Source organism: Flavobacterium covae, from assembly GCF_001534645.1.
Taxonomy (GTDB): Bacteria; Bacteroidota; Bacteroidia; order Flavobacteriales; family Flavobacteriaceae; genus Flavobacterium; species Flavobacterium covae.
In genome coordinates this window covers 750,814-773,047 of record NZ_CP013992.1, presented here as the reverse complement: position 1 = coordinate 773,047, position 22,234 = coordinate 750,814, and the positions used below count along the sequence as shown (strand labels likewise).

Here is a 22,234-nt window from a genome sequence, read left to right as displayed (position 1 = left end):
AAGATAAAACAGATTAATTTTAACCCTATTTTCCATGTTTTTAACAAAAAAGTAAAATTTTGTGTAAAAAATCAACCCTCCTTTTTTACAAAATAATTGATGTTAAATAAAATTATAGCAACTATTATTAATAAGTAAGCACTTAATTGAATTAGATTTATTTCCTCTCTAAAATAAAATAATGCTAAAAAGAAATTAATCAGTGGATTAATATACATTAGAACACCTACTGTTTTTGAGTCAACACCTTTAAGGGCGTACAAATTTAAAAACAAAGGAAGGATGGTAAATAATATGACTATAAGAGTCATTACCTCCCAAAATAATAATACTATAGGAGTTTCTGATTTATAAAAAAAATAAAAAGGCAATAACAGTAATGATGAAATTATCAATTGAATTGTTAATACCACAAAACGATCAAACTGGTTATTTTTTCTTTGACTTATAAGATACATTGCAAAGGTTGATGCAATTATTAAGGAATAGATCAAATCTTCAATATGTCCATAAGATAAAATACCACAGCTAATAATAAATAATCCTACTGCTATCCATTGTCCTTTATTCAAATTTTCTTTGAGTATAAAATAAGCTAATATTGTTGTAATTATTGGACAAATTAGATAGGCAAATGAAGCAGATTGTATACTAACATGATTTACGCAATACATGAATAAAAACCAATTTAACACAAGTAACAAACCTCCTAAAACGGTTAAAAAAATTGTTTTTTTCTTGATCTTTATACTTAATTCATTAAACGTTTTAAAATTATTAAAAACGACGTGTTTTCTGAATAACAAATTAATGAGTAACAACAAAAAGGTGGCATAAAAAACGCGGTAGAATAATATATCTAAAGAAGGATAAGCATGAAGTTTTTTTATCGCCAAACTAAAAAAGCCCCATATAAAGAAGGATGAAAAGGCAGCTACAAAATATTTGTTAAGGTTCATAAAATCAGATTTATAATTATAAAAAAAGGATAAAAATACTCAATTCCTTTTATCCTTTTCTAAAATTAATATTTTTCAAAGTTCTAATGTCCTTCTTTGACTTCTATTGAGTCAACATCAATATTTTGTTTTTTTAATATATTCTTAACTAGAATTGCAAAAAATGTTAAATAGGCAAAACAAAGAACAGCTACAATATATGAATTATGTATACCTATTAAATCTGAAATTTTACCTTGAATAGGAGGTATTATTCCACCACCTAATATCATCATGATTAAAAAAGCGGAACCTTGTGAAGTATATTTTCCTAAACCAAAAATAGATAAACTAAAAATTGCTGGCCACATAATACTACAAGCTAATCCTCCCGCTAAAAACGCATAAACTGCAATAATACCTGTTGAAAACAAACCTATCAGCATAGCCATCAGACCAAATAAGGCAAAGATCATTAATGTTCTTGCTGGTTTATCTTTAGATAAAAACATGGCTATAATTTGTAATAGAACACATAAAACATAAAAATATAAAGGTTTCATATCTTTACCAGAAAGTATATTAGCCCCTAATACTATTCCAAATGCTATTAGAGGGACTACAATTAATGCTATTATCTTTTTAATTACTTTCAAATCAAAAACACTAATAGCACCAGCCCAACGTCCTATCATTAAACCTCCCCAATACATAGATATGTAAGGTGCAATATCAGAAGATTGTAAACTACCAAATTCAGGTAATTTTAATAATTCTCCTAGGTTACTTCCTATAGAAACTTCAACACCTACATAAACAAAAATAGCCAACATTCCTAATACTAGTTGAGGATACTGCATAGCTCCCCAGCCTTCAGGGTTTTTCTTAGCAGATGTATAAGCATAAAAAATGCCGCCTAGAACTACTACTAAAGCTCCAATTAGCCAGTTCATTCTATACTTATTTAAATCTAATAAATCAGACGAATTTAAATCATTTACATTCTGATATGTTTTAAAAATAAAGGTAAAACAAGCGGCTAAAAGTATGGTCATAACGACCAATGTCATTAAGGCTTTATTAGCTTTTTCCATAGGTTCATTAGAAATTCCTGAGGGTACCTTTTTAGAAAAATAAAACAATGTTGCTGAACCTACAAATAGTAAACCTACGCACACATAAAGAAAAATAACTTTATCTAATTCTAAATGTTTAATTTGATCATCTGAAACTGTAGCGGTTGTTCCAAACAAGGCTAAAGCTACAATTATTGGCCCAATTGTTGTTCCTAATGAATTAATTCCTCCTCCTAAATTTACTCTACTTGCTCCTGTTTTAGGATCTCCTAATAAAATGGCGAAAGGATTAGCGGCTGTTTGTTGCAACGAAAAACCTAGTGCCACTATAAACAAACCTATTAACATTCCAGCATAAATACTTCCTTTCACGGCTAAAATCATGGCTCCTGCTCCTAAAGCAGAAAATAACAACCCATAAATTATACTTTTTTTATGCCCCCAACTTCCTACAATATCCTTTCCCTTAGCATTTCCAAAAGCAAATAATAATAGAGCTCCTAAGTAATATGCCGTATAAAATGCAAAATCTATTAGCTGAGACTGAAACTGATCTAGAGAAAAATAATTTTTACAGAATGGAATAAAAATACTATTTCCAGCAGCAATAAAACCCCAAAAAAAGAAAACCGTTACCAGGGTATATAAAGCTGGATAATTTGTTTTTGTTACTTGTGAATTCATAAATCTTTTTAGTTAGCGATCCAAATATAACAATAACTTTGATTAAAATTTTAAAATTGTATTTTTGTTTTAAATTTAAGAAATATGAAAAATTTTTGGTTTTTACTAACTTCACTAGTACTACTTAACTCTTGTGATGATGGGAATATAATAGAGGAAACATTTAATTTCAGTAGCATTACAACTCAAAAATGTAACAATACTAACACACTATATAAAATTAATGATAGAGAAGCTCTTATCTTTATTACTCCTGAAACAAGCTTTCCTAATGAAGAAGGAACTAAAACGTACACTATTGGAACAACTCATAATTTAGTTTATAAAAAGTTTTATTCTACAATTAGCAGTAATGAAATCTGTTCTACGGGCAGTGTTCCTATTGCAGAACAATGGACCGTATCGGGCGGGACTATTGAAATAACTTCTAACAAAATAATCTCTACCAATGATCCTTCTAAAATAGTAGGTTACAACCACAAGATCTTATTTAAAAATATAACATTCAACACCCCTAACAAACAACTGGTATATGATCAATATGATTTTGGCAATTACACAACTGATTTAATTGATTTAAAATTTGATTATAAAAATGCTGTTATGCAAAATTGTTCTGGAAATAACCTTATATTTAAATACAATAATAATAACGCCTTATTGTTAGATATAGATCCTAATTTATATAAACACCAAACGGTTGGTACAAAAACGGCATTAATAAATAACGTTAATAAAATAAGCTATAGAGTTTACAATGGTAATTTAAATAGTAATTTTTTCTGTCAATCTATCCCTCCTACAAGTCCTAGTTTAACTGGAGAATGGATTGCACAAAACGGGACAATAGATAACGATGGTATTATTGTGATAGAAACCACTCAACAAACCTCTACCACTTATCGTCATGTTATAAAACTCAGAAAAGTATTTTTTAAGAATGGGATTAAAACATACAGTCCAAATCCTAATGGAGATTATGAATTTGGCGAAATTATAAACTAGTTTACAAAAAATTTTTTTGGTTAATATATACTTCTGTTGCACCAAAACCGTATTTTTGAAAACTAGCTTCTTGAAAGCTGATGTAACTATATTTATTTAATAGAAAATCTAATTCAGCTTTCAAGATCCCTTCTCCAACACCATGAATAAGTACCACTTTCTGAATTTTATTTTTTATTGCAAAATCTAGCTGTCTTTGTGCTGTTTCAATTTGAATATTTAAAATATCATAATTATTCATGCCTTTAGTACTTTGTACTAATTTTTCTATATGAAGATCTACTTCTAAAATAGTTTCATCTTTTTTAGACTTCTTTTCTTTTATAAAATTTTTAGGTTTAGAAATTTCTTTTTCTTTTTTTATTGCATAAAAATTTGTTGTAGAAAAATCCATTCCTGATTCTCCAATCAAGATTAATTCGTTATTTTTAAAAGGTAACTCAAATCCTTCTTCTGTTTCTATCCAAACTTGATCTGTAGCTATCTTAATTACTACTCCATTAATATTATCATCTAAAACGGATACTTTATCTCCTTTGGAAAACATAACTTTTTTTTTTTTGACAAAAATAGGAAGTAAATATTTAATTTTGCAATGAACTTTGTTTTTACATGGGTAGAAAAAATAATCATGAACGATTTTATGATTCCTTGTTTGTTTAAAATGGTTTTTAAAGTAGATTGCTTGGGGTGTGGGGCACAAAGAGCTTTTATTTTATTACTAAAAGGAGAGTTTAAAAATGCTTTTTTTATGTATCCTCCTCTTTTTAGCGTACTGCCTTATGTATTACTAATAACTGGACAATATTATAAAGCTTTTAGTTTTTCTAATAAATACATCCGATCATTAGGCTATATAAACTTAATTATTATGTTTATTTCTTATTTTATTAAACATTTAACATAAAAAAGGAGGCTGTCTACAAGATAATAATTGTATCATTTCATCTTGTACCCTAACAGTAAGAAATAGCATCAAAAATGAAGCTTTTCGTGTTATTAAATAAACAAAATAAGATTTTCTATGCTTATTTTGTAGACAGCCTATTAGTTTTTATTTTTCAAACGCTTTAAGAGTATCTATAATTATAGCAACACAATCTCTTAATTGTTCTTCATTCATCACTAAAGGTGGTGCAAAACGAATAATATTGCCATGTGTTGGTTTAGCCAATAAGCCTTTCTCCGCCAATTTCACACAAATATTCCAAGCTGTATCACTTTCTTCTGTATCATTAATTACAACAGCATTTAACAACCCTTTACCGCGGACTAAAGTAGCTACATTCGATGTTTCTATAAATTTAGCTAATTCTTCTCTAAATATTTTCCCTAAACGTTCTGCATTTTCGGCTAGTTGCTCCTCTTTTACCACCTCTAAAGCTTCTATAGCCACAGCTGCAGCTACTGGATTTCCTCCAAAAGTAGATCCGTGTTGACCTGGTTTTATTACATTCATAATACCATCATTAGCCAATACAGCTGATACAGGATATGCACCTCCTGATAATGCTTTTCCTAAAATTAAAATATCAGGCTGAACACTTTCATGATGTACTGCCAGTAATTTGCCAGTACGAGCAATACCTGTTTGAACCTCATCGGCTATAAACAATACATTATGTTTTTCACATAATGCTTTTGCTTTTGCTAAATATCCTTCACTAGGAACATAAACTCCTGCTTCTCCTTGAATAGGTTCTACTAAAAAACCTGCAACATTAGGAGATGACGTAATTGCTTGTTCTAAAGCTTCTAAATCATCGTATGCAATTTTTATAAATCCTGCTGTATAAGGACCAAAGTTCTTACGAGCATTTTCATCATTAGAGAATGAAATGATTGTGGTTGTTCTTCCGTGGAAGTTATTTTCACAAACTATAATTTGAGCCTCATTTTCATTAATTCCTTTTCTTTCATAAGCCCATTTACGACACAATTTCAAAGCTGTTTCAACTGCTTCAGCTCCTGTGTTCATTGGCAATACCTTATCAAAACCAAAATAGTTGGTTACGTATCGTTCATAAACACCTAACTTATCATTATAAAATGCTCTTGAAGTTAAAGTTAATGTTTGAGCTTGTTTTACCATAGCATCGACAATTCTTGGATGACAATGCCCTTGATTTACGGCAGAATACGCTGATAAAAAATCGTAATATTTCTTACCTTCCACATCCCAAACGTACACTCCTTCTCCTCTACTTAAGACTACTGGTAGTGGATGATAATTGTGTGCTCCGTGTTTGTCTTCTAATGCAATAGCTTCAGCTGAACTTAATTTTTCTAAAACTGACATAATAATTCTTATTGATTGGTAAAATCGCAATTCCTTCTTATGGTGAGAAATCAACCCTATAAACGTCAAAAGTACAAATTTCTACGATCATTCTCCAAACAATTCAATTTCAAACATCTGATCTTTTTCAAGAAACATTTTATTAACAAACATTTTTATTTTTTAACTATAAGGAAATCGTAATATAACAATCTAAAAAAAAAACACAAACGTTTAGCTAACATAAAGCTTGTAGGTTTGCCAAAACAAAAAATAAATTTATGAACTTAAAAAACATGTTCTTTACCTCTATTATTATATCAGTAATAGCTTGTAATAGAGAGGAAAACACAAACACGGATTCAGCAGTTGAAAATACTCGTATTGAATTTAAAAACCATTCTAAAACTCCTGCTCTTATAAAAACAATGCCTGAGTTTTCAAGTATTCAAACCTATTCTTTATTTTCAAGTGAAGACCAATTTATTAATTCTCCTAGCTTCGTTTTTGGGGGTTCCGCAGACGGATCGGGACTTATAAAAAACCCAGACGACAGTTTTACCTTTTTAGTAAACAATGAAGATAATTTTTCTGTTTCTAAAATAACTTTTGATAAAACCTTTAAACCTATTGCTGGTGAGTATGTTTTAAATTCTAAAGGTGCAGGAACAAGACTTTGTTCTGCTACTTTAGTAATGCCTGAAATTCACGGTTTTGGTCCTTTCTTTTTAACTTGTGGTGAAAGCGATAGTGAATCTCTTGTACATAAAATAGCGCCTACTGATACTCACATAAATGCCAGTATTCCTAAAACCATTCCTGCTTTTGGTAGATGGAGTGCTGAAAATGCAGTTCCTTTGTCTAAAAATGCTTACGCTGGTCAAACCATTATTATGATTGGAGATGATGACAACAAAGATTATGGAGGTCAACTGGTAATGTATAAATCAACAACAGGCGATTTAAACAATGGAAAAGTATATGTAATCAAACGTACAGATAACGAATCTATTGAAACTAAAATGACTGAAAATAACACCTATGACATAGAGTTCGTTGAAATTACAAACGCTAAAACCAATACAGGCTTACAAAACAATCAAGCAGCCCAAGCCGCAAATGCCATTATTTTTGGACGTGTAGAAGATCTTGACTGGAATAAAACCACAGGAAAAGAAAGAGAGATTTATTTTAATGTTACAGGTCAAAACAATACGGGAGTAAACGCAAATAATACCCGAACTAAATACGGAAGATTGTATCGTTTAGAATTAGATCCTAGCAATCCTTTAAAAGGAAAATTAACTGTTATGTTAGACGGTGATAACAAATCAGGTTTAGCAAAAACATTTCAAAACATAGATAATATTTGTGTTACAAAAAACTATGTGTATCTACAAGAAGATGCTAATGGTTATGGTGACGAGTCACATGACGCATATATTTATCAATATGATATCGCTAAAAAAACACTAAAAGTAGTTTTTGAATTAGATCACAGACGAAATGACACTTCTGATAAGTATTTAGGTGCTAAATCGCCCAAAGGCTCTTGGGAATATGGTGCTTTATTAGACATTTCTGATATTATTGGAAAAGACAATACCTTTATGTTATCTATACAACCCCATTCTTGGGAAAAAGAGGATTTTAAAGGTAAAGATGGTGGCGGTTTACGCCCAGATGAAAAACAAGGAAGCCAGGTTATTCTTATTAATGGTTTACCAAGATAATCCTTTCTAAATACATTCTATAAACGAAACCTAGAGACTGTCTAAAGAATATTCATCTATCATCTGTTGTTCAACAAGAACCAAACTATTAAACGAATTAAATTCTAATTATACATTAGTCTTTATGATAAAGATGAAAAGAGTAAAAGCAGTCTCTTTTTTTTTACTAACCCAATTTTCATGAAAAATATAGTCTTTTTAATCCTATTCATTTGTTCTATCTCCTGCAAAAAAAATCAATACCAATCCATACAAAGCATACAAAACACGCAAAACCTACTCAAACTTAATTTCAAGTACTTTACTAATGAAATAAATACATTTGAAGAAATAACAAAAAAAAATGTAACAGCGGATCAATTACGAAATCAATTCCAAAAAACTCGGTTAGCTTTTAAAAAATCAGAAGAATTTATTGCTTACTATTTCCCTAGTAGTTTTATAAAAATAAACGGTGCTCCCATTGACGAAAATGATCTCAACGAAACCAATAGAAAAATAGAATATGCCACAGGATTTCAAAAAATTGAAGAACTAATATTCCGCCCTTCAATTAACAAAATTCTGTTATTAGAAAACATTGAAATACTAAAAGGACATCTCGTAGTATTAACCCAACAAATTAACAACTTACAATTAAATGACAGCAACATATTTGAAATTCAAAAATTACAATTACTTCGCGTTCTAAGCTTAGGAATTACAGGTTTTGACTCCGCTCTAGCGCTACATTCATTACCCGAAGCACAAAGTTCCTTAAAAGGTATTCAAGAAGTTATTAACGGTTTTCAATTTGATAAATCATTCAATACAGCTATTAGTAAAGCAATATCTTACCTCAAAAAAAACAATTCGTTCAACACCTTTGATCGTGCGGTATTTATCACACAATACGCCAATCCGATATTTCAAAATATCTTTCGAATTCAACAAAAATTGCATATTAAAAACAATCCCTTTTTAACAGCTATTAATTTTAATAAAAAAACGCCTTTTGAAACAGAAGCTTACGACCCAAACTACTTTGCTCCTTTTTACAACAAAAACCCTAGCAAATTACAAATTCACTTGGGCAAACAACTTTTTTTTGACAAAATTTTGAGTGGCAATAATCAAATAAACTGCGCCAGTTGTCACATTCCTAACCAGGCTTATGCAGACCACAAAACGAAAGCCGTTGCAAATAAAACATCACGCAATACGCCAACCTTATTAAACGCAGGATTGCAAAACACCCAATTTGCAGACAATCGCATTCGTTATTTAGAAGATCAAGCCAAAGCCGTTATAAATAATCCCGATGAAATGCACGGTAGCTTTACATTAGCCCTTAAAAAACTTAATAAAAACCAAATGTATCGAAATCTTTTTCATAAAGTTTTCCCTAGTTCAAAAAATATAACCGAAGAAAATTTATTACAATCCATTGCTAGTTTTGTCAGAAGTCTATCCAAACTAAATTCTAAATTTGATGAATATCTAAGAGAAAAAGCTTCTTTAACCATACAAGAAAAAAAAGGTTTTAATCTTTTTATGGGAAAAGCAAAATGCGCAACTTGTCATTTCTTTCCTTTATTTAATGGCAGCATTCCTCCTTTATACCAAAAAACAGAAAGCGAAATATTAGGTGTTCCCTCCCGTATACATTCAAAACAAATAGATCCCGATTTAGGAGAATATCATATTACAAAAGCACCACTCAAAAAATATGCTTTTAAAACACCAACCGTTCGTAATGCCTCGATTACCTTTCCTTATATGCACAACGGTGTTTTTAACACGCTAGAAGAAGTCATTAATTTTTACAATAAAGGAGGTGGCAAAGGAAACGGAATCATAGTAGAACACCAAACTTTAGCCCAAAATCCGCTCCTTTTATCTAAAGAAGAAATGCAAAACATAATTCGTTTTATACAAACCTTAAACAATCCATAGTTCTAAAACCACTATGGATTGTTCAGGTATTTTTAAAACATTTCTAACAACTTAGTTACAGTATTAAAATTACGAATTGTAGAAAGTACATTTAATTTTTTTTCTATATACTTATTATCCATTCGGGTTTTACCAGCCCCATTAATATATTTCAAATATATCCGATTCTTATCTACTGTTGCCTCATCTGGTTTAACCTGACTTATTTTTAAATCATGAATAGCACTTTCATTTAGTTCTTTATTCAAAAAAGCAAAGTATATTTTTGAAGGATCAGCTTCCTTTTCTTTTAAATATGGATTATTAGAAAGAGCTCCTTCTAAATCTTCTTTCCCTAAAACCATTACAGGTACTTCATAGCCCCATTCCTTAAAAATTTCTTGTTTGATTTTGAACCCTACCGAAGGACCATTTGCTTCCTCACATTCAAAAAACACATTTCCTGACTGGATATAAGTCACCACATTTTCAAACCCCATTCGCTCCAATAAAACTTTCAAATCATCCATCTTTATCATATTGTGTCCTGATACATTTATACCGCGAAGGAGTGCAAGGTGTTTTTTCATTATTACTTTTTTTAAAAAATTATCAAAAGAGATAGAATAACAAATTTAGATTAATTTAAAAAGTTCACAAGATAAAATTTAAAAAGCCTTAAATAATTCCTTATTTTAGAACAGTCAAACACAACTATAAAACCAACACATCTACAATGAGTTCAAAAAATGAATCTTATAACAAACAAAAAACTTTTAACCACTACAAACAAGAAGACAAATACTTTTTTGGTGGCTTTTTGAATAATGCTGACGACAATTTAAGACAAGTTGGCAAAGAGTTCAAAACAAGGATTAATTTTAATCACAACAATAATGAATTAGCAAGTGTTTTTAAAGATTATTTCAACAAAGAAAAATCAGTTGCCAAAAGAGAGCATGCGTTAAACTTATTAAGTAATTACTTTCCTGTTTTAGAACGAATTCAAAAGCATACTAATCATAACTTTGAACAAACCAGAGAAATTTTCGAATTGTTACTTGATACAATAAAAAAATTAAGAGATTATTATACACATCATTATCACAAACCCATCACTATTAATCCCAAAGTCTATGATTTTTTAGATGACACCTTATTAGATGTTTTAATTACAATTAAAAAAAAGAAAGTAAAAAACGATACCTCTAGAGAACTACTAAAAGAAAAATTTAGACCTGAATTAACACAATTAAAAAATCAAAAAAGAGAAGAGTTAATTAAAAAAGGCAAAAAACTATTAGAAGAAAATTTAGAAAATGCAGTTTTCAATCACTGTCTAAGACCTTTTTTAGAGGAAAACAAAACAGATGATAAACAAAACAAAACAGTTTCTTTACGAAAATATAGAAAATCTAAACCAAACGAAGAAACATCGATTACGTTGACCCAAAGTGGATTAGTCTTTTTAATCTCTTTCTTTTTACATCGAAAAGAGTTTCAAGTTTTCACATCTGGATTAGAAGGATTTAAGGCAAAAGTAAACACTATTAAGGAAGAAGAAATCTCTTTAAATAAAAACAATATTGTATACATGATTACACATTGGTCGTATTCATATTACAATTTTAAAGGTTTAAAACATCGTATAAAAACAGACCAAGGCGTTAGCACACTTGAACAAAACAATACTACACACAGCTTAACAAATACTAATACAAAAGAAGCTCTACTAACTCAAATAGTAGACTACTTGAGTAAAGTACCAAATGAAATCTACGAAACTCTTTCTGAAAAACAACAGAAAGAGTTTGAAGAAGACATAAATGAGTATATGCGTGAGAATCCAGAAAATGAGGACTCAACTTTTTCATCAATAGTTTCTCACAAAGTCATTCGCAAACGCTATGAAAATAAGTTCAACTATTTTGCAATGCGCTTTTTAGATGAATACGCCGAACTACCTACATTGCGATTTATGGTCAATTTTGGCGACTATATTAAAGATCGTCAAAAGAAAATATTGGAATCTATCCAATTTGATTCCGAAAGAATCATCAAAAAAGAAATCCATCTTTTTGAAAAACTGGGTCTAGTTACTGAATATAAAAAAAACGTATACTTAAAAGAAACTTCCAATATAGACCTTAGTCGTTTTCCTTTATTTCCTAGTCCCAGTTATGTAATGGCTAATAACAATATACCTTTTTATATAGATAGCAGAAGTAACAACTTAGATGAATATCTAAACCAAAAGAAAAAAGCGCAAAGTCAAAACAGAAAAAGGAATCTTACTTTTGAAAAGTATAACAAAGAACAATCTAAAGATGCTATTATAGCAATGCTTCAAAAAGAAATTGGTGTAAAAGATTTACAACAAAGAAGTACTATAGGGTTATTAAGCTGCAACGAACTGCCTAGTATGCTTTATGAAGTGATTGTTAAAGATATTAAAGGAGCTGAACTTGAAAACAAAATTGCTCAAAAAATAAGAGAACAATACCAAAGTATCAGAGATTTCACCCTTGATAGTCCTCAAAAAGACAACATACCAACTACATTAACAAAAACAATAAGCACAGACACGTCAGTTACTTTTGAAAATCAACCCATAGATATCCCTCGTTTAAAAAATGCTCTTCAAAAAGAATTAACGTTAACACAAGAAAAACTTCTAAATGTTAAGCAACATGAAATTGAAGTAGACAATTACAACAGAAATAAGAATACATATAAATTTAAGAATCAGCCAAAAGATAAAGTTGATGATAATAAACTCCAACGTAAATATGTATTTTATCGTAACGAAATTGGACAAGAAGCTAATTGGTTAGCCAGCGACCTTATCCATTTTATGAAAAACAAATCGTTATGGAAAGGGTACATGCATAACGAATTACAATCATTTTTAGCCTTTTTTGAAGATAAAAAAAATGACTGTATAGCCTTATTAGAAACTGTTTTTAACCTAAAAGAAGATTGTATTTTAACAAAAGACTTAAAAAATTTATTTCTCAAGCATGGTAATTTTATTGATTTCTATAAAGAATATTTAAAATTAAAAGAAGACTTCTTGAATACTGAATCTACTTTTTTAGAAAATGGGTTTATTGGGTTACCACCAAAAATTTTAAAAAAAGAATTATCAAAAAGGCTCAACTATATATTCATTGTATTTCAAAAACGCCAATTTATAATTAAAGAATTAGAAGAAAAGAAAAACAATTTATATGCTGATGCCATCAATTTATCCCGCGGTATATTTGACGAGAAACCTACAATGATTCCGTTTAAAAAACCAAATCCAGATGAGTTTGCTTCTTGGTTTGTCGCATCTTATCAATACAACAATTATCAATCTTTTTATGAATTGACACCAGACAAAATAGAGAATGATAAAAAGAAAAAATACAAAAACCTACGAGCGATTAACAAAGTAAAAATTCAAGACTATTATTTAAAATTAATGGTAGATACTTTGTATCAAGACTTGTTCAATCAGCCATTAGACAAATCCTTATCAGATTTTTATGTTTCCAAAACAGATAGAGAAAAAATAAAAGCCGATGCCAAAGCTTACCAAAAGCGCAACGATAGCTTCTTATGGAATAAAGTCATCCATTTATCTTTACAAAATAATAGGATTACTGCTAATCCGAAACTGAAAGACATAGGAAAATACAAGAGAGCCCTGCAAGATGAAAAAATAGCCACGCTACTTACTTATGATGATAGAACGTGGACGTATGCCTTACAAAAACCTGAGAAGGAAAATGAAAACGATTATAAAGAATTGCACTATACCGCACTTAATATGGAATTGCAAGAGTATGAAAAAGTGCGTAGTAAAAAACTACTAAAACAAGTACAAGAATTAGAGAAACAGATTTTAGATAAATTTTATGATTTTTCTAATAATGCTACTCATCCTGAAGATTTAGAAATTGAGGATAAAAAAGGAAAAAGACACCCTAATTTTAAACTTTACATTACAAAAGCCTTATTAAAAAATGAATCTGAAATCATAAATTTAGAAAACATAGATATTGAAATTTTAATTAAATATTATGATTATAATACTGAAAAGTTGAAGGAAAAAATAAAAAATATGGATGAGGATGAAAAAGCCAAAATAGTTAATACTAAAGAGAATTATAACAAAATAACCAATGTTTTAATTAAAAAAGCACTTGTTTTAATTATCATTCGCAACAAAATGGCGCACAATCAATATCCACCTAAATTTATTTACGATTTAGCGACTCGTTTTGTTCCAAAAAAAGAAGAAGAATACTTTGCTTGCTATTTCAACCGAGTTTTTGAAACCATAACAACAGAATTATGGGAAAACAAAAAAAAAGCTAAAGAAATAGTTTAAAAGCTATTGCTCTTTGATATTTTGAGAAGGATTTAAAAAAAGGAGTAGCTTTGGGGTATAAAGTTCAGAAAAAGTTCATTTTTTTGTATAAAAAATTGTAGTAATCCCTTACTACGAGAGGCTTACCAACACTTAGGTTGGGAAAGCCCTTATTTTGAAGGGTATCTACAACTTCCGCTATCTTCTTTTGTGCTTCTGCGACGTTGGGAAAGCCCTTATTTTGAAGGGTATCTACAACTTGGTTGTCTAATTCAAAATACCCAGCTTGTTGGGAAAGCCCTTATTTTGAAGGGTATCTACAACGTTAGCCTCTCTTTTATAAACTCGTTCGCGTTGGGAAAGCCCTTATTTTGAAGGGTATCTACAACTGCGGTTTTGAATATCTCGGCAACGGGGGTTGTTGGGAAAGCCCTTATTTTGAAGGGTATCTACAACTTTAAGCTAATTTTTGATTTAATTCATCAAGTTGGGAAAGCCCTTATTTTGAAGGGTATCTACAACTTATTTGGCATAATTTCTAAATTTAAAAGGTTGGGAAAGCCCTTATTTTGAAGGAGGGACGAGCGTTAAGAAATAGTCCAGTGGACTATTTTAGCGATGTAGCCAGGAGGCGCGTGGGCATTTGAAACCGAATTCATTTTTTTTGAAGGGTATCTACAACTACTTGGAAATTGTCTAGTGACATACATCTGTTGTGATAGCCCTTATTTTACTCACGCTGTTTCTATTGTTTTTTTATAGGAGTTCGTGAATGATTATTTGAAGGGTATCTACAACTAAATCAGCCAAATAATCCGTGAATCTATCGTTGGGAAAGCCCTTATTTTGAAGGAGGGACGAGCGTTAAGAAATAGTCCAGTGGACTATTTTAGCGATGTAGCCAGGAGGCGCGTGGGCATTTGAAACCGAATTCATTTTTTTTGAAGGGTATCTACAACACCATCATCCCATTAACGAACGACTGACGGTTGGGAAAGCCCTTATTTTGAAGGAGGGACAAGCGTTAAGAAATAGTCCAGTGGACTATTTTAGCGATGTAGCCAGGAGGCGCGTGGGCATTTGAAACCGAATTCATTTTTTTTGAAGGGTATCTACAACTACTTGGAAATTGTCTAGTGACATACATCTGTTGTGATAGCCCTTATTTTACTCACGCTGTTTCTATTGTTTTTTTATAGGAGTTCGTGAATGATTATTTGAAGGGTATCTACAACTAAATCAGCCAAATAATCCGTGAATCTATCGTTGGGAAAGCCCTTATTTTGAAGGAGGGACGAGCGTTAAGAAATAGTCCAGTGGACTATTTTAGCGATGTAGCCAGGAGGCGCGTGGGCATTTGAAACCGAATTCATTTTTTTTGAAGGGTATCTACAACACCATCATCCCATTAACGAACGACTGACGGTTGGGAAAGCCCTTATTTTGAAGGAGGGACAAGCGTTAAGAAATAGTCCAGTGGACTATTTTAGCGATGTAGCCAGGAGGCGCGTGGGCATTTGAAACCGAATTCAATTTTTTTGAAGGAGGGACGAGCGTTAAGGAAGCTGTCCAAAAAGTACTAAATCAACATCCAGTTTGTCACTCCTACGTAGAAGGAGTCTCATAATCAATAGCATGTAATTTCTTCCTTTGGTCAAAATCACAAGATTGCGAACTTTTTGGACAGTCTCTAGCAAAATAGCGAGCAGGCGTTTGAAACCAAATTTAATTATTTAAAAAATAAATAAACCATAATTCTTATTCATAGAAATACCTCTTTTTTAAAAATAACAAAAACAAACCTATAACACAATCAAGTAAATATGATCCATATACTGCCTCCTAAACTTCCTTATAATTTAACCTCAACACCTAAGATATTTTTGTAAATTTGAATCATCAAACCATTTGGAATCATGAAGGCTAAATACATCAATCCGTTTACCGACTTTGGATTTAAAAAAATATTTGGGGAAGAAGCCAGCAAAAATTTGCTTATAGACTTCCTTAATACACTATTGCCTGAACACGACCAAATTAAAGAACTTTCTTTTAAAAACACCGAGCAACTCGGAATTACCGACCTCGACAGAAAAGCCATATACGACATCTATTGCCAAAATGAAAAAGGCGAAAAATTCATCGTAGAACTACAAAAAGCAAAACAAAATTTCTTTAAAGAACGAACCATTTATTACGCCACTTTTCCTATCAGAGAACAAGCCGAAAAAGGAGAATGGAACTATAACCTCAAATCCGTTTACTGTATAGGTATTTTAGATTTTACTTTTGACGATTACGAATCTGAACCCGAAAAAAGCGAAGTCGTACATACCATTAAACTAAAAAACCAAAATGGAAAAGTTTTTTACGATAAACTAACCTATATTTATTTAGAAATGCCCAACTTTAAAAAACAGGAAACCGACTTAAACTCCCGTTTAGACAAGTGGTTGTATTTTATTAAAAACCTAGAAGACTTCCAAAACATACCTACCATTTTCAAAGATGAGGTTTTTACTCAAGCTTTTGAAAAAGCTGAATTGGCTAATTTTGGACAATGGGAATTAGATAAATACGAAAGTAGTTTAAAAGTGTACAGAGACCTAAAAAGTATTATTGATACAGCTTTTGACGACGGTAAAATTGAAGGTAAAATTGAAACTGCTAAATCTTTAAAAAAATTAGGCATTTCAATAGAAATAATCATCCAATCAACAGGATTGACCCAAGAAGAAATAAACAAATTATAAAAAGCAGTGCTCCTACCTTTTTTGTAAATTTGAATCATCAAACCATTTGGAATCATGAAGGCTAAATACATCAATCCGTTTACCGACTTTGGATTTAAAAAAATATTTGGGGAAGAAGCCAGCAAAAATTTGCTTATAGACTTCCTTAACACACTATTGCCTCAACACGACCAAATTAAAGAACTTTCTTTTAAAAACACCGAGCAACTCGGAATTACCGACCTCGACAGAAAAGCCATATACGACATCTATTGCCAAAATGAAAAAGGCGAAAAATTCATCGTAGAACTCCAAAAAGCCAAGCAAAACTACTTCAAAGAAAGAACCATCTATTACTCCACATTTCCCATTAGAGAACAAGCCGAAAAAGGAGAATGGAACTATAACTTGAAAGCGGTTTATTGTGTAGGTGTTTTAGATTTCACCTTCGACGATTACGAATCTGAACCCGAAAAAAGCGAAGTCGTACATACCATTAAACTAAAAAATCAAAATGGAAAAGTTTTTTACGATAAACTAACCTATATTTATTTAGAAATGCCCAACTTTAAAAAACAGGAAACCGACTTAAACTCCCGTTTAGACAAGTGGTTGTATTTTATTAAAAACCTAGAAGACTTCCAAAATATACCTACCATTTTCAAAGATGAGGTTTTTACTCAAGCTTTTGAAAAAGCTGAATTGGCTAATTTTGGACAATGGGAATTAGATAAATACGAAAGTAGTTTAAAAGTGTACAGAGACCTAAAAAGTATTATTGATACAGCTTTTGACGACGGTAAAGAAGAAGGAAAGATTGAAGGTAAAATTGAAACTGCTAAATCTTTAAAAAAATTAGGCATTTCAATAGAAATAATCATCCAATCAACAGGATTGACCCAAGAAGAAATAAACAAATTATAAAAAGCAGTGCTCCTACCTTTTTTGTAAATTTGAATCATCAAACCATTTGGAATCATGAAGGCTAAATACATCAATCCGTTTACCGACTTTGGATTTAAAAAAATATTTGGGGAAGAAGCCAGCAAAAATTTGCTTATAGACTTCCTTAACACACTATTGCCTGAACACGACCAAATTAAAGAACTTTCTTTTAAAAACACCGAGCAACTCGGAATTACCGACCTCGACAGAAAAGCCATATACGACATCTATTGCCAAAATGAAAAAGGCGAAAAATTCATCGTAGAACTACAAAAAGCAAAACAAAATTTCTTTAAAGAACGAACCATTTATTACGCCACTTTTCCTATCAGAGAACAAGCCGAAAAAGGAGAATGGAACTATAACCTCAAATCCGTTTACTGTATAGGTATTTTAGATTTTACTTTTGACGATTACGAATCTGAACCCGAAAAAAGCGAAGTCGTACATACCATTAAACTAAAAAACCAAAATGGAAAAGTTTTTTACGATAAACTAACCTATATTTATTTAGAAATGCCCAACTTTAAAAAACAGGAAACCGACTTAAACTCCCGTTTAGACAAGTGGTTGTATTTTATTAAAAACCTAGAAGACTTCCAAAATATACCTACCATTTTCAAAGATGAGGTTTTTACTCAAGCTTTTGAAAAAGCTGAATTGGCTAATTTTGGACAATGGGAATTAGATAAATACGAAAGTAGTTTAAAAGTGTACAGAGACCTAAAAAGTATTATTGACACGGCTTTTGACGACGGTAAAGAAGAAGGAAAGATTCAAGGAAAAATTGAAATTGCTAAGCAAGCAAAAACAATGGGGCTTTCAATTCCTGATATAATAAAGCTAACAGGACTATCCAAAAAAGAAATCAACGAGTTATAAAAGTCTATAATACAAGAACTTTTTTTCTTATCCATGATATACAAATAAGAAACTAAAATTAATTATATAAAAACGTAAAGCACACTAAACAATGATAACTTCCGAAGTTTACAAGTTTCTAAAATTGTAAAACATTCGAAACTATATTTCAAAAACAAGTAAAAAACATCTATTTCAATCAGTACTTATGGGATTTTTTGACATTTTCTTTAAGAAAAAGCAAGCTGTAACTAATTTAGAAAACTCAAAGCAAACTCAAGACGTTCAACTAAACAAAGAAAATACGTTCGTTTCTACAGTTGATCATTTAGAACATAAGATAATTCGATCTTTAACAAATGAACAAAGAGAAGCTATTCATAAATCGACTATTTTGCTTCAAGCGGGACAACTTTATATGCACTATTGGACAGATCATTTAGTTTGTAAAGACCGTAATGATCCTGAATGGCAAAATAAAGTCATGTTCTTTTGGAAAGCAGAAGAGCCTTTTCCTAAAAAATCTTTACCCCCTATTTTTGAAACTTTTAAAACCAAACATTTTCTCTTTGTTGGAGATACGTCTAAAATTTCATTACAAATAGGGCAAGCTATTCCTTGGTTTGGAATGCCTGGCCTTGGTCAGAAACATTCCTGTGAGATGAATGGACAAAAAATAACAATTCCTGAATTAAACAAAATTGGTTTGGTTGAATACATAGAACCCGTTGAACTAAAAGATGACAATCTAGATATATTATCCGACAAAGACAATTACTTTTTTTTAATTGATGAAAGAATTACGCCATTTCAAAACGGTAATTTTCTTCTAAATGGCATTCCAATCCCTATAGATATGGCATATAGCATTGGAGGTATTCACATCATCAAAAAAATAGATTTGGAATAATCTAAAAATAAATAGAAATTTCAAATTAACGTTTTATCAGACTCAAGAATAATAGATTATTTATTATTCAAACTAAACTGGTTTTTTCTAAAATCCAAGAGCAAAAATCATAAATATGATAGCAATTATTATCTTTGCACTATGGGAAGAAAAAAAGATAAACAAGTCGTATTCGAAAACGTAAAAGTCCTTGATGCAGGAGCAAAAGGCGTATGTGTGGCAAAAGCCCCAGAAGGTCAGGTTATTTTTTTAAGTAATGTAGTACCTGGTGATGTAGTAGATATTCAAACCTTCAAAAAGCGAAAATCGTATTATGAAGGCAAAGCTTTCAAATTTCATTCGTATTCTGAGCATCGTGTAGATCCCGTATGCGAACATTCTGGTGTATGTGGTGGTTGCAAATGGCAAAACATGAATTACAACCAACAGTTATTTTACAAACATCAAGAAGTAGAAAATAACTTAAAGCGCATTGGGAAAATAGAATTACCCGTATTTGAACCAATTTTGGGCTCTGAAAAACAGTTTTTCTATCGTAATAAAATGGAGTTCGGTTTTTCTTCTAGTCGTTGGATGACCCCCGAAGAAATTAATAGTGGCGAAGAATTAGACAATAAAAATGCAGTAGGTTTTCATATTCCAAAAATGTGGGATAAGATTCTTAATATCAACAAATGTCATTTACAACAAGATCCTTCTAATGATATTCGTAATGAAATAAGACGTTTTGCTAACGAAAATGACTTAACCTTCTTTAACCCTAGAGAACATGGTGGTTTGTTACGTACTCTTATGATTCGTACTGCTTCTACGGGAGAAATCATGGTAGTTATTCAATTTTTTGATCATAATCAAAAACAAATAGAAATGGTTATGAATTTTTTGGCAGAACGTTTCCCTGAAATTACTTCGCTACAGTATGTAGTCAACCAAAAAGCAAACGATACTTTGTACGATCAAGAGATTATTTTGTTTAAAGGTAGAGATTATATCTTAGAAGAAATGGAAGGCTTACAGTTTAGCATTAATGCTAAGTCTTTCTACCAAACCAATTCAGAACAAGCGTATGAATTATATTCTATTACTAGGGATTTTGCTGGATTAACAGGGAACGAATTGGTATATGATTTATATACAGGAACAGGAACGATTGCGCAATTTGTTTCTAAAAAAGCAAAAAAAGTAATCGGAGTAGAAGCTGTTCCAGAAGCTATTTCTGATGCAAAAATAAATGCTGAACGTAATAACATTAGTAATTGTGAGTTTTTTGTAGGTGATATGAAAAACGTATTCAATGATGACTTTATCGCTACAAATGGACATCCTGACATCATTATTACAGATCCCCCTCGTGATGGTATGCACGCAGATGTGGTTGAACAAATCTTAAAGATTGCACCTAAAAAAGTGGTATATGTAAGCTGTAACTCTGCTACACAAGCACGTGATTTGGCGTTAATGGATAAGATGTATAAGGTAACTCGTGTACGTCCTGTGGACATGTTTCCACAAACCCATCACGTAGAAAATGTTGTACTTTTGGAAAAGAGATAAATAATAAAAAGTGATTAGCAATCTATAACTAATCACTTTTTATTTAATTACTAAAACAAATATGAAAAAAATATTTTTGGGATTATTCGTCATTCTGTCTACTTTGCCTTTTTTAAATTGCGAACCCGATGATGTCTGTCCACAAGGAACACCCACAACTCCTAGAATGATTGTACAATTTTTTGACAACAACAATCCTACTAATCCTAAAACAATAACGGATTTAAAAGTCACTGCTGAAGGCATGTCTAGCTCCTTGGATTTTGCTAGTAGTAACAAAATTGAATTACCTTTAAAAGTAAATAATAATCAAGTACGTTATACTTTTCAAATTAATTCAAAAAACAGTACTTTAGCTAAGGAAGATCAAATTACTCTTAATTACTCACGTAACGATGTTTATATTTCAAGGGCTTGCGGATATAAAACTGAATTTACTCTAAATACACTTAATGGAGCCACCCTTACAACACCTAAAAACTGGATACAAGAAGTAACTATTCAAAAAACATCTATAGTAAACGAAAATGAAACACATCTCAAAATTTTCTTTTAGCCTGTTGTTAACGATTTATACTTTTACAATTAGTCAGGCACAGGAAAAAACAAACGATACTATCAAAAAAACAGAACGTTATGGAATACGAATAGGAACGGATTTATCCAAAATTACTCGTTCTATTTTTGATAAAAATTATAAAGGATTAGAATTAGTAGGTGATTACAGGATAGGTCAGAAGATGTATCTAGCAACCGAGATAGGCAACGAAAAAAAAATAACAGAAGATAAACGTCTTAATTTTACAACGACTGGTAGTTATTTAAAAGTAGGATTTGATTACAATTTTTATCAAAACTGGCTCAATATGGAAGATATGGTTCATCTTGGTTTGCGCTATGGTTTTTCTTCTTTTAGTCAAGCACTTACAAGTTACAAAATATATAATACTACGGGATATTTTCCGCAAGCAGATGCTGTGATAGCAAATCAAAATTATAAAGATCTAACAGCTCATTGGACGGAGGTTGTAGCTGGAATAAAAGCTAAAATTTTTAATAATTTTTATGCAGGCTTTAGCTTAAGAATTAATTATCTATTATCCGAAAAGAAGCCAGAAAATTTTAACAATTTGTATATCCCTGGATTTAACAGGACGTATGATGGGCAATTTGGTGCTGGTTGGAATTATAGCATTACCTATTTTATTCCTTTATATAAAAAGAAGGGGTAATTTTTATATTGAACT

General features: G+C 31.0%; 17 protein-coding genes and 1 CRISPR repeat array. Of the genes, 12 read left to right on the top strand and 5 right to left on the bottom strand.

Annotation, left to right across the window (positions count from 1 at the left end):
• Positions 1 to 71: 71 nt before the first annotated feature.
• Positions 72 to 959 carry an EamA family transporter gene (locus AWN65_RS03340; protein WP_060381864.1) on the bottom strand — a complete coding sequence of 296 codons (888 nt, stop codon included), beginning with the start codon at positions 957 to 959 and terminating at the stop codon, positions 72 to 74.
• Between the two features lie 83 nt (positions 960 to 1,042).
• A complete protein-coding gene (locus AWN65_RS03335; RefSeq protein ID WP_060381863.1) occupies positions 1,043 to 2,698 on the bottom strand; it encodes an MFS transporter in 1,656 nt (551 codons plus the stop codon).
• An 84-nt stretch (positions 2,699 to 2,782) separates the two neighbouring features.
• Between AWN65_RS03335 and AWN65_RS03330 the strand changes: the two genes are divergently transcribed.
• Positions 2,783 to 3,703 carry a hypothetical protein gene (locus AWN65_RS03330; protein ID WP_060381862.1) on the top strand — a complete coding sequence of 307 codons (921 nt, stop codon included), beginning with the start codon at positions 2,783 to 2,785 and terminating at the stop codon, positions 3,701 to 3,703.
• 1 nt (position 3,704) lies between these two features.
• On the opposite strand, the gene AWN65_RS03325 is transcribed toward AWN65_RS03330, so the two are convergent.
• On the bottom strand, positions 3,705 to 4,250 hold the full coding sequence (locus tag AWN65_RS03325; protein ID WP_060381861.1) for a Smr/MutS family protein: 546 nt from the start codon (positions 4,248 to 4,250) through the stop codon (positions 3,705 to 3,707).
• A gap of 48 nt (positions 4,251 to 4,298) precedes the next feature.
• Here AWN65_RS03325 and AWN65_RS03320 point away from each other — a divergent pair, with 48 nt between their 5' ends.
• Entirely contained in the window at positions 4,299 to 4,610 is a 312-nt protein-coding gene (locus tag AWN65_RS03320) for a DUF2752 domain-containing protein (protein WP_060381860.1), read from the top strand.
• A 147-nt stretch (positions 4,611 to 4,757) separates the two neighbouring features.
• Here AWN65_RS03320 and rocD read toward each other — a convergent pair whose 3' ends face one another.
• Positions 4,758 to 6,002: an ornithine--oxo-acid transaminase gene (rocD, locus tag AWN65_RS03315; RefSeq protein WP_060381859.1), complete on the bottom strand. Its 1,245-nt coding sequence runs from the start codon at positions 6,000 to 6,002 to the stop codon at positions 4,758 to 4,760.
• A gap of 260 nt (positions 6,003 to 6,262) precedes the next feature.
• Here rocD and AWN65_RS03310 point away from each other — a divergent pair, with 260 nt between their 5' ends.
• Together AWN65_RS03310 and AWN65_RS03305 are read left to right on the top strand one after the other, a co-directional pair.
• Entirely contained in the window at positions 6,263 to 7,714 is a 1,452-nt protein-coding gene (locus AWN65_RS03310) for a hypothetical protein (RefSeq protein ID WP_060381858.1), read from the top strand.
• 180 nt (positions 7,715 to 7,894) lie between these two features.
• Positions 7,895 to 9,649 carry a cytochrome-c peroxidase gene (locus AWN65_RS03305; RefSeq protein WP_060381857.1) on the top strand — a complete coding sequence of 585 codons (1,755 nt, stop codon included), beginning with the start codon at positions 7,895 to 7,897 and terminating at the stop codon, positions 9,647 to 9,649.
• Between the two features lie 32 nt (positions 9,650 to 9,681).
• Here the strand turns inward: AWN65_RS03305 and AWN65_RS03300 are convergent, their stop codons facing one another.
• Positions 9,682 to 10,218 (bottom strand): DUF1697 domain-containing protein, encoded by a 537-nt coding sequence (locus AWN65_RS03300; RefSeq protein WP_060381856.1) that lies wholly within the window; start codon positions 10,216 to 10,218, stop codon positions 9,682 to 9,684.
• A gap of 146 nt (positions 10,219 to 10,364) precedes the next feature.
• Between AWN65_RS03300 and cas13b the strand changes: the two genes are divergently transcribed.
• The 8 genes from cas13b (at position 10,365) to AWN65_RS03260 (ending at position 22,219) form a co-directional block, all read left to right on the top strand.
• On the top strand, positions 10,365 to 14,006 hold the full coding sequence (gene cas13b, locus AWN65_RS03295) for a type VI-B CRISPR-associated RNA-guided ribonuclease Cas13b (protein ID WP_060381855.1): 3,642 nt from the start codon (positions 10,365 to 10,367) through the stop codon (positions 14,004 to 14,006).
• 136 nt (positions 14,007 to 14,142) lie between these two features.
• Positions 14,143 to 14,507: a CRISPR direct-repeat array (repeat unit 36 nt; unit sequence GTTGGGAAAGCCCTTATTTTGAAGGGTATCTACAAC).
• A gap of 1,394 nt (positions 14,508 to 15,901) precedes the next feature.
• Positions 15,902 to 16,738 carry an Rpn family recombination-promoting nuclease/putative transposase gene (locus AWN65_RS03290; protein ID WP_060381854.1) on the top strand — a complete coding sequence of 279 codons (837 nt, stop codon included), beginning with the start codon at positions 15,902 to 15,904 and terminating at the stop codon, positions 16,736 to 16,738.
• Positions 16,739 to 16,792: 54 nt separating this feature from the next.
• Positions 16,793 to 17,641, top strand: a complete 849-nt coding sequence (locus AWN65_RS03285) for an Rpn family recombination-promoting nuclease/putative transposase (RefSeq protein ID WP_060381853.1) — start codon at positions 16,793 to 16,795, stop codon at positions 17,639 to 17,641.
• 54 nt (positions 17,642 to 17,695) lie between these two features.
• Positions 17,696 to 18,544 (top strand): Rpn family recombination-promoting nuclease/putative transposase, encoded by an 849-nt coding sequence (locus AWN65_RS03280; protein ID WP_060381852.1) that lies wholly within the window; start codon positions 17,696 to 17,698, stop codon positions 18,542 to 18,544.
• 187 nt (positions 18,545 to 18,731) lie between these two features.
• Entirely contained in the window at positions 18,732 to 19,433 is a 702-nt protein-coding gene (locus AWN65_RS03275; RefSeq protein WP_060381851.1) for a hypothetical protein, read from the top strand.
• A 141-nt stretch (positions 19,434 to 19,574) separates the two neighbouring features.
• Entirely contained in the window at positions 19,575 to 20,987 is a 1,413-nt protein-coding gene (gene rlmD, locus AWN65_RS03270; protein WP_060381850.1) for a 23S rRNA (uracil(1939)-C(5))-methyltransferase RlmD, read from the top strand.
• Between the two features lie 61 nt (positions 20,988 to 21,048).
• Positions 21,049 to 21,543, top strand: coding sequence for a DUF6452 family protein (locus tag AWN65_RS03265; RefSeq protein ID WP_060381849.1), 495 nt, complete (start codon positions 21,049 to 21,051; stop codon positions 21,541 to 21,543).
• Complete coding sequence (locus AWN65_RS03260) at positions 21,515 to 22,219, top strand: DUF6048 family protein (RefSeq protein WP_060381848.1); 705 nt, start codon at positions 21,515 to 21,517, stop codon at positions 22,217 to 22,219. Before AWN65_RS03265 ends, AWN65_RS03260 begins: the two co-directional genes overlap by 29 nt.
• Positions 22,220 to 22,234: the final 15 nt, after the last annotated feature.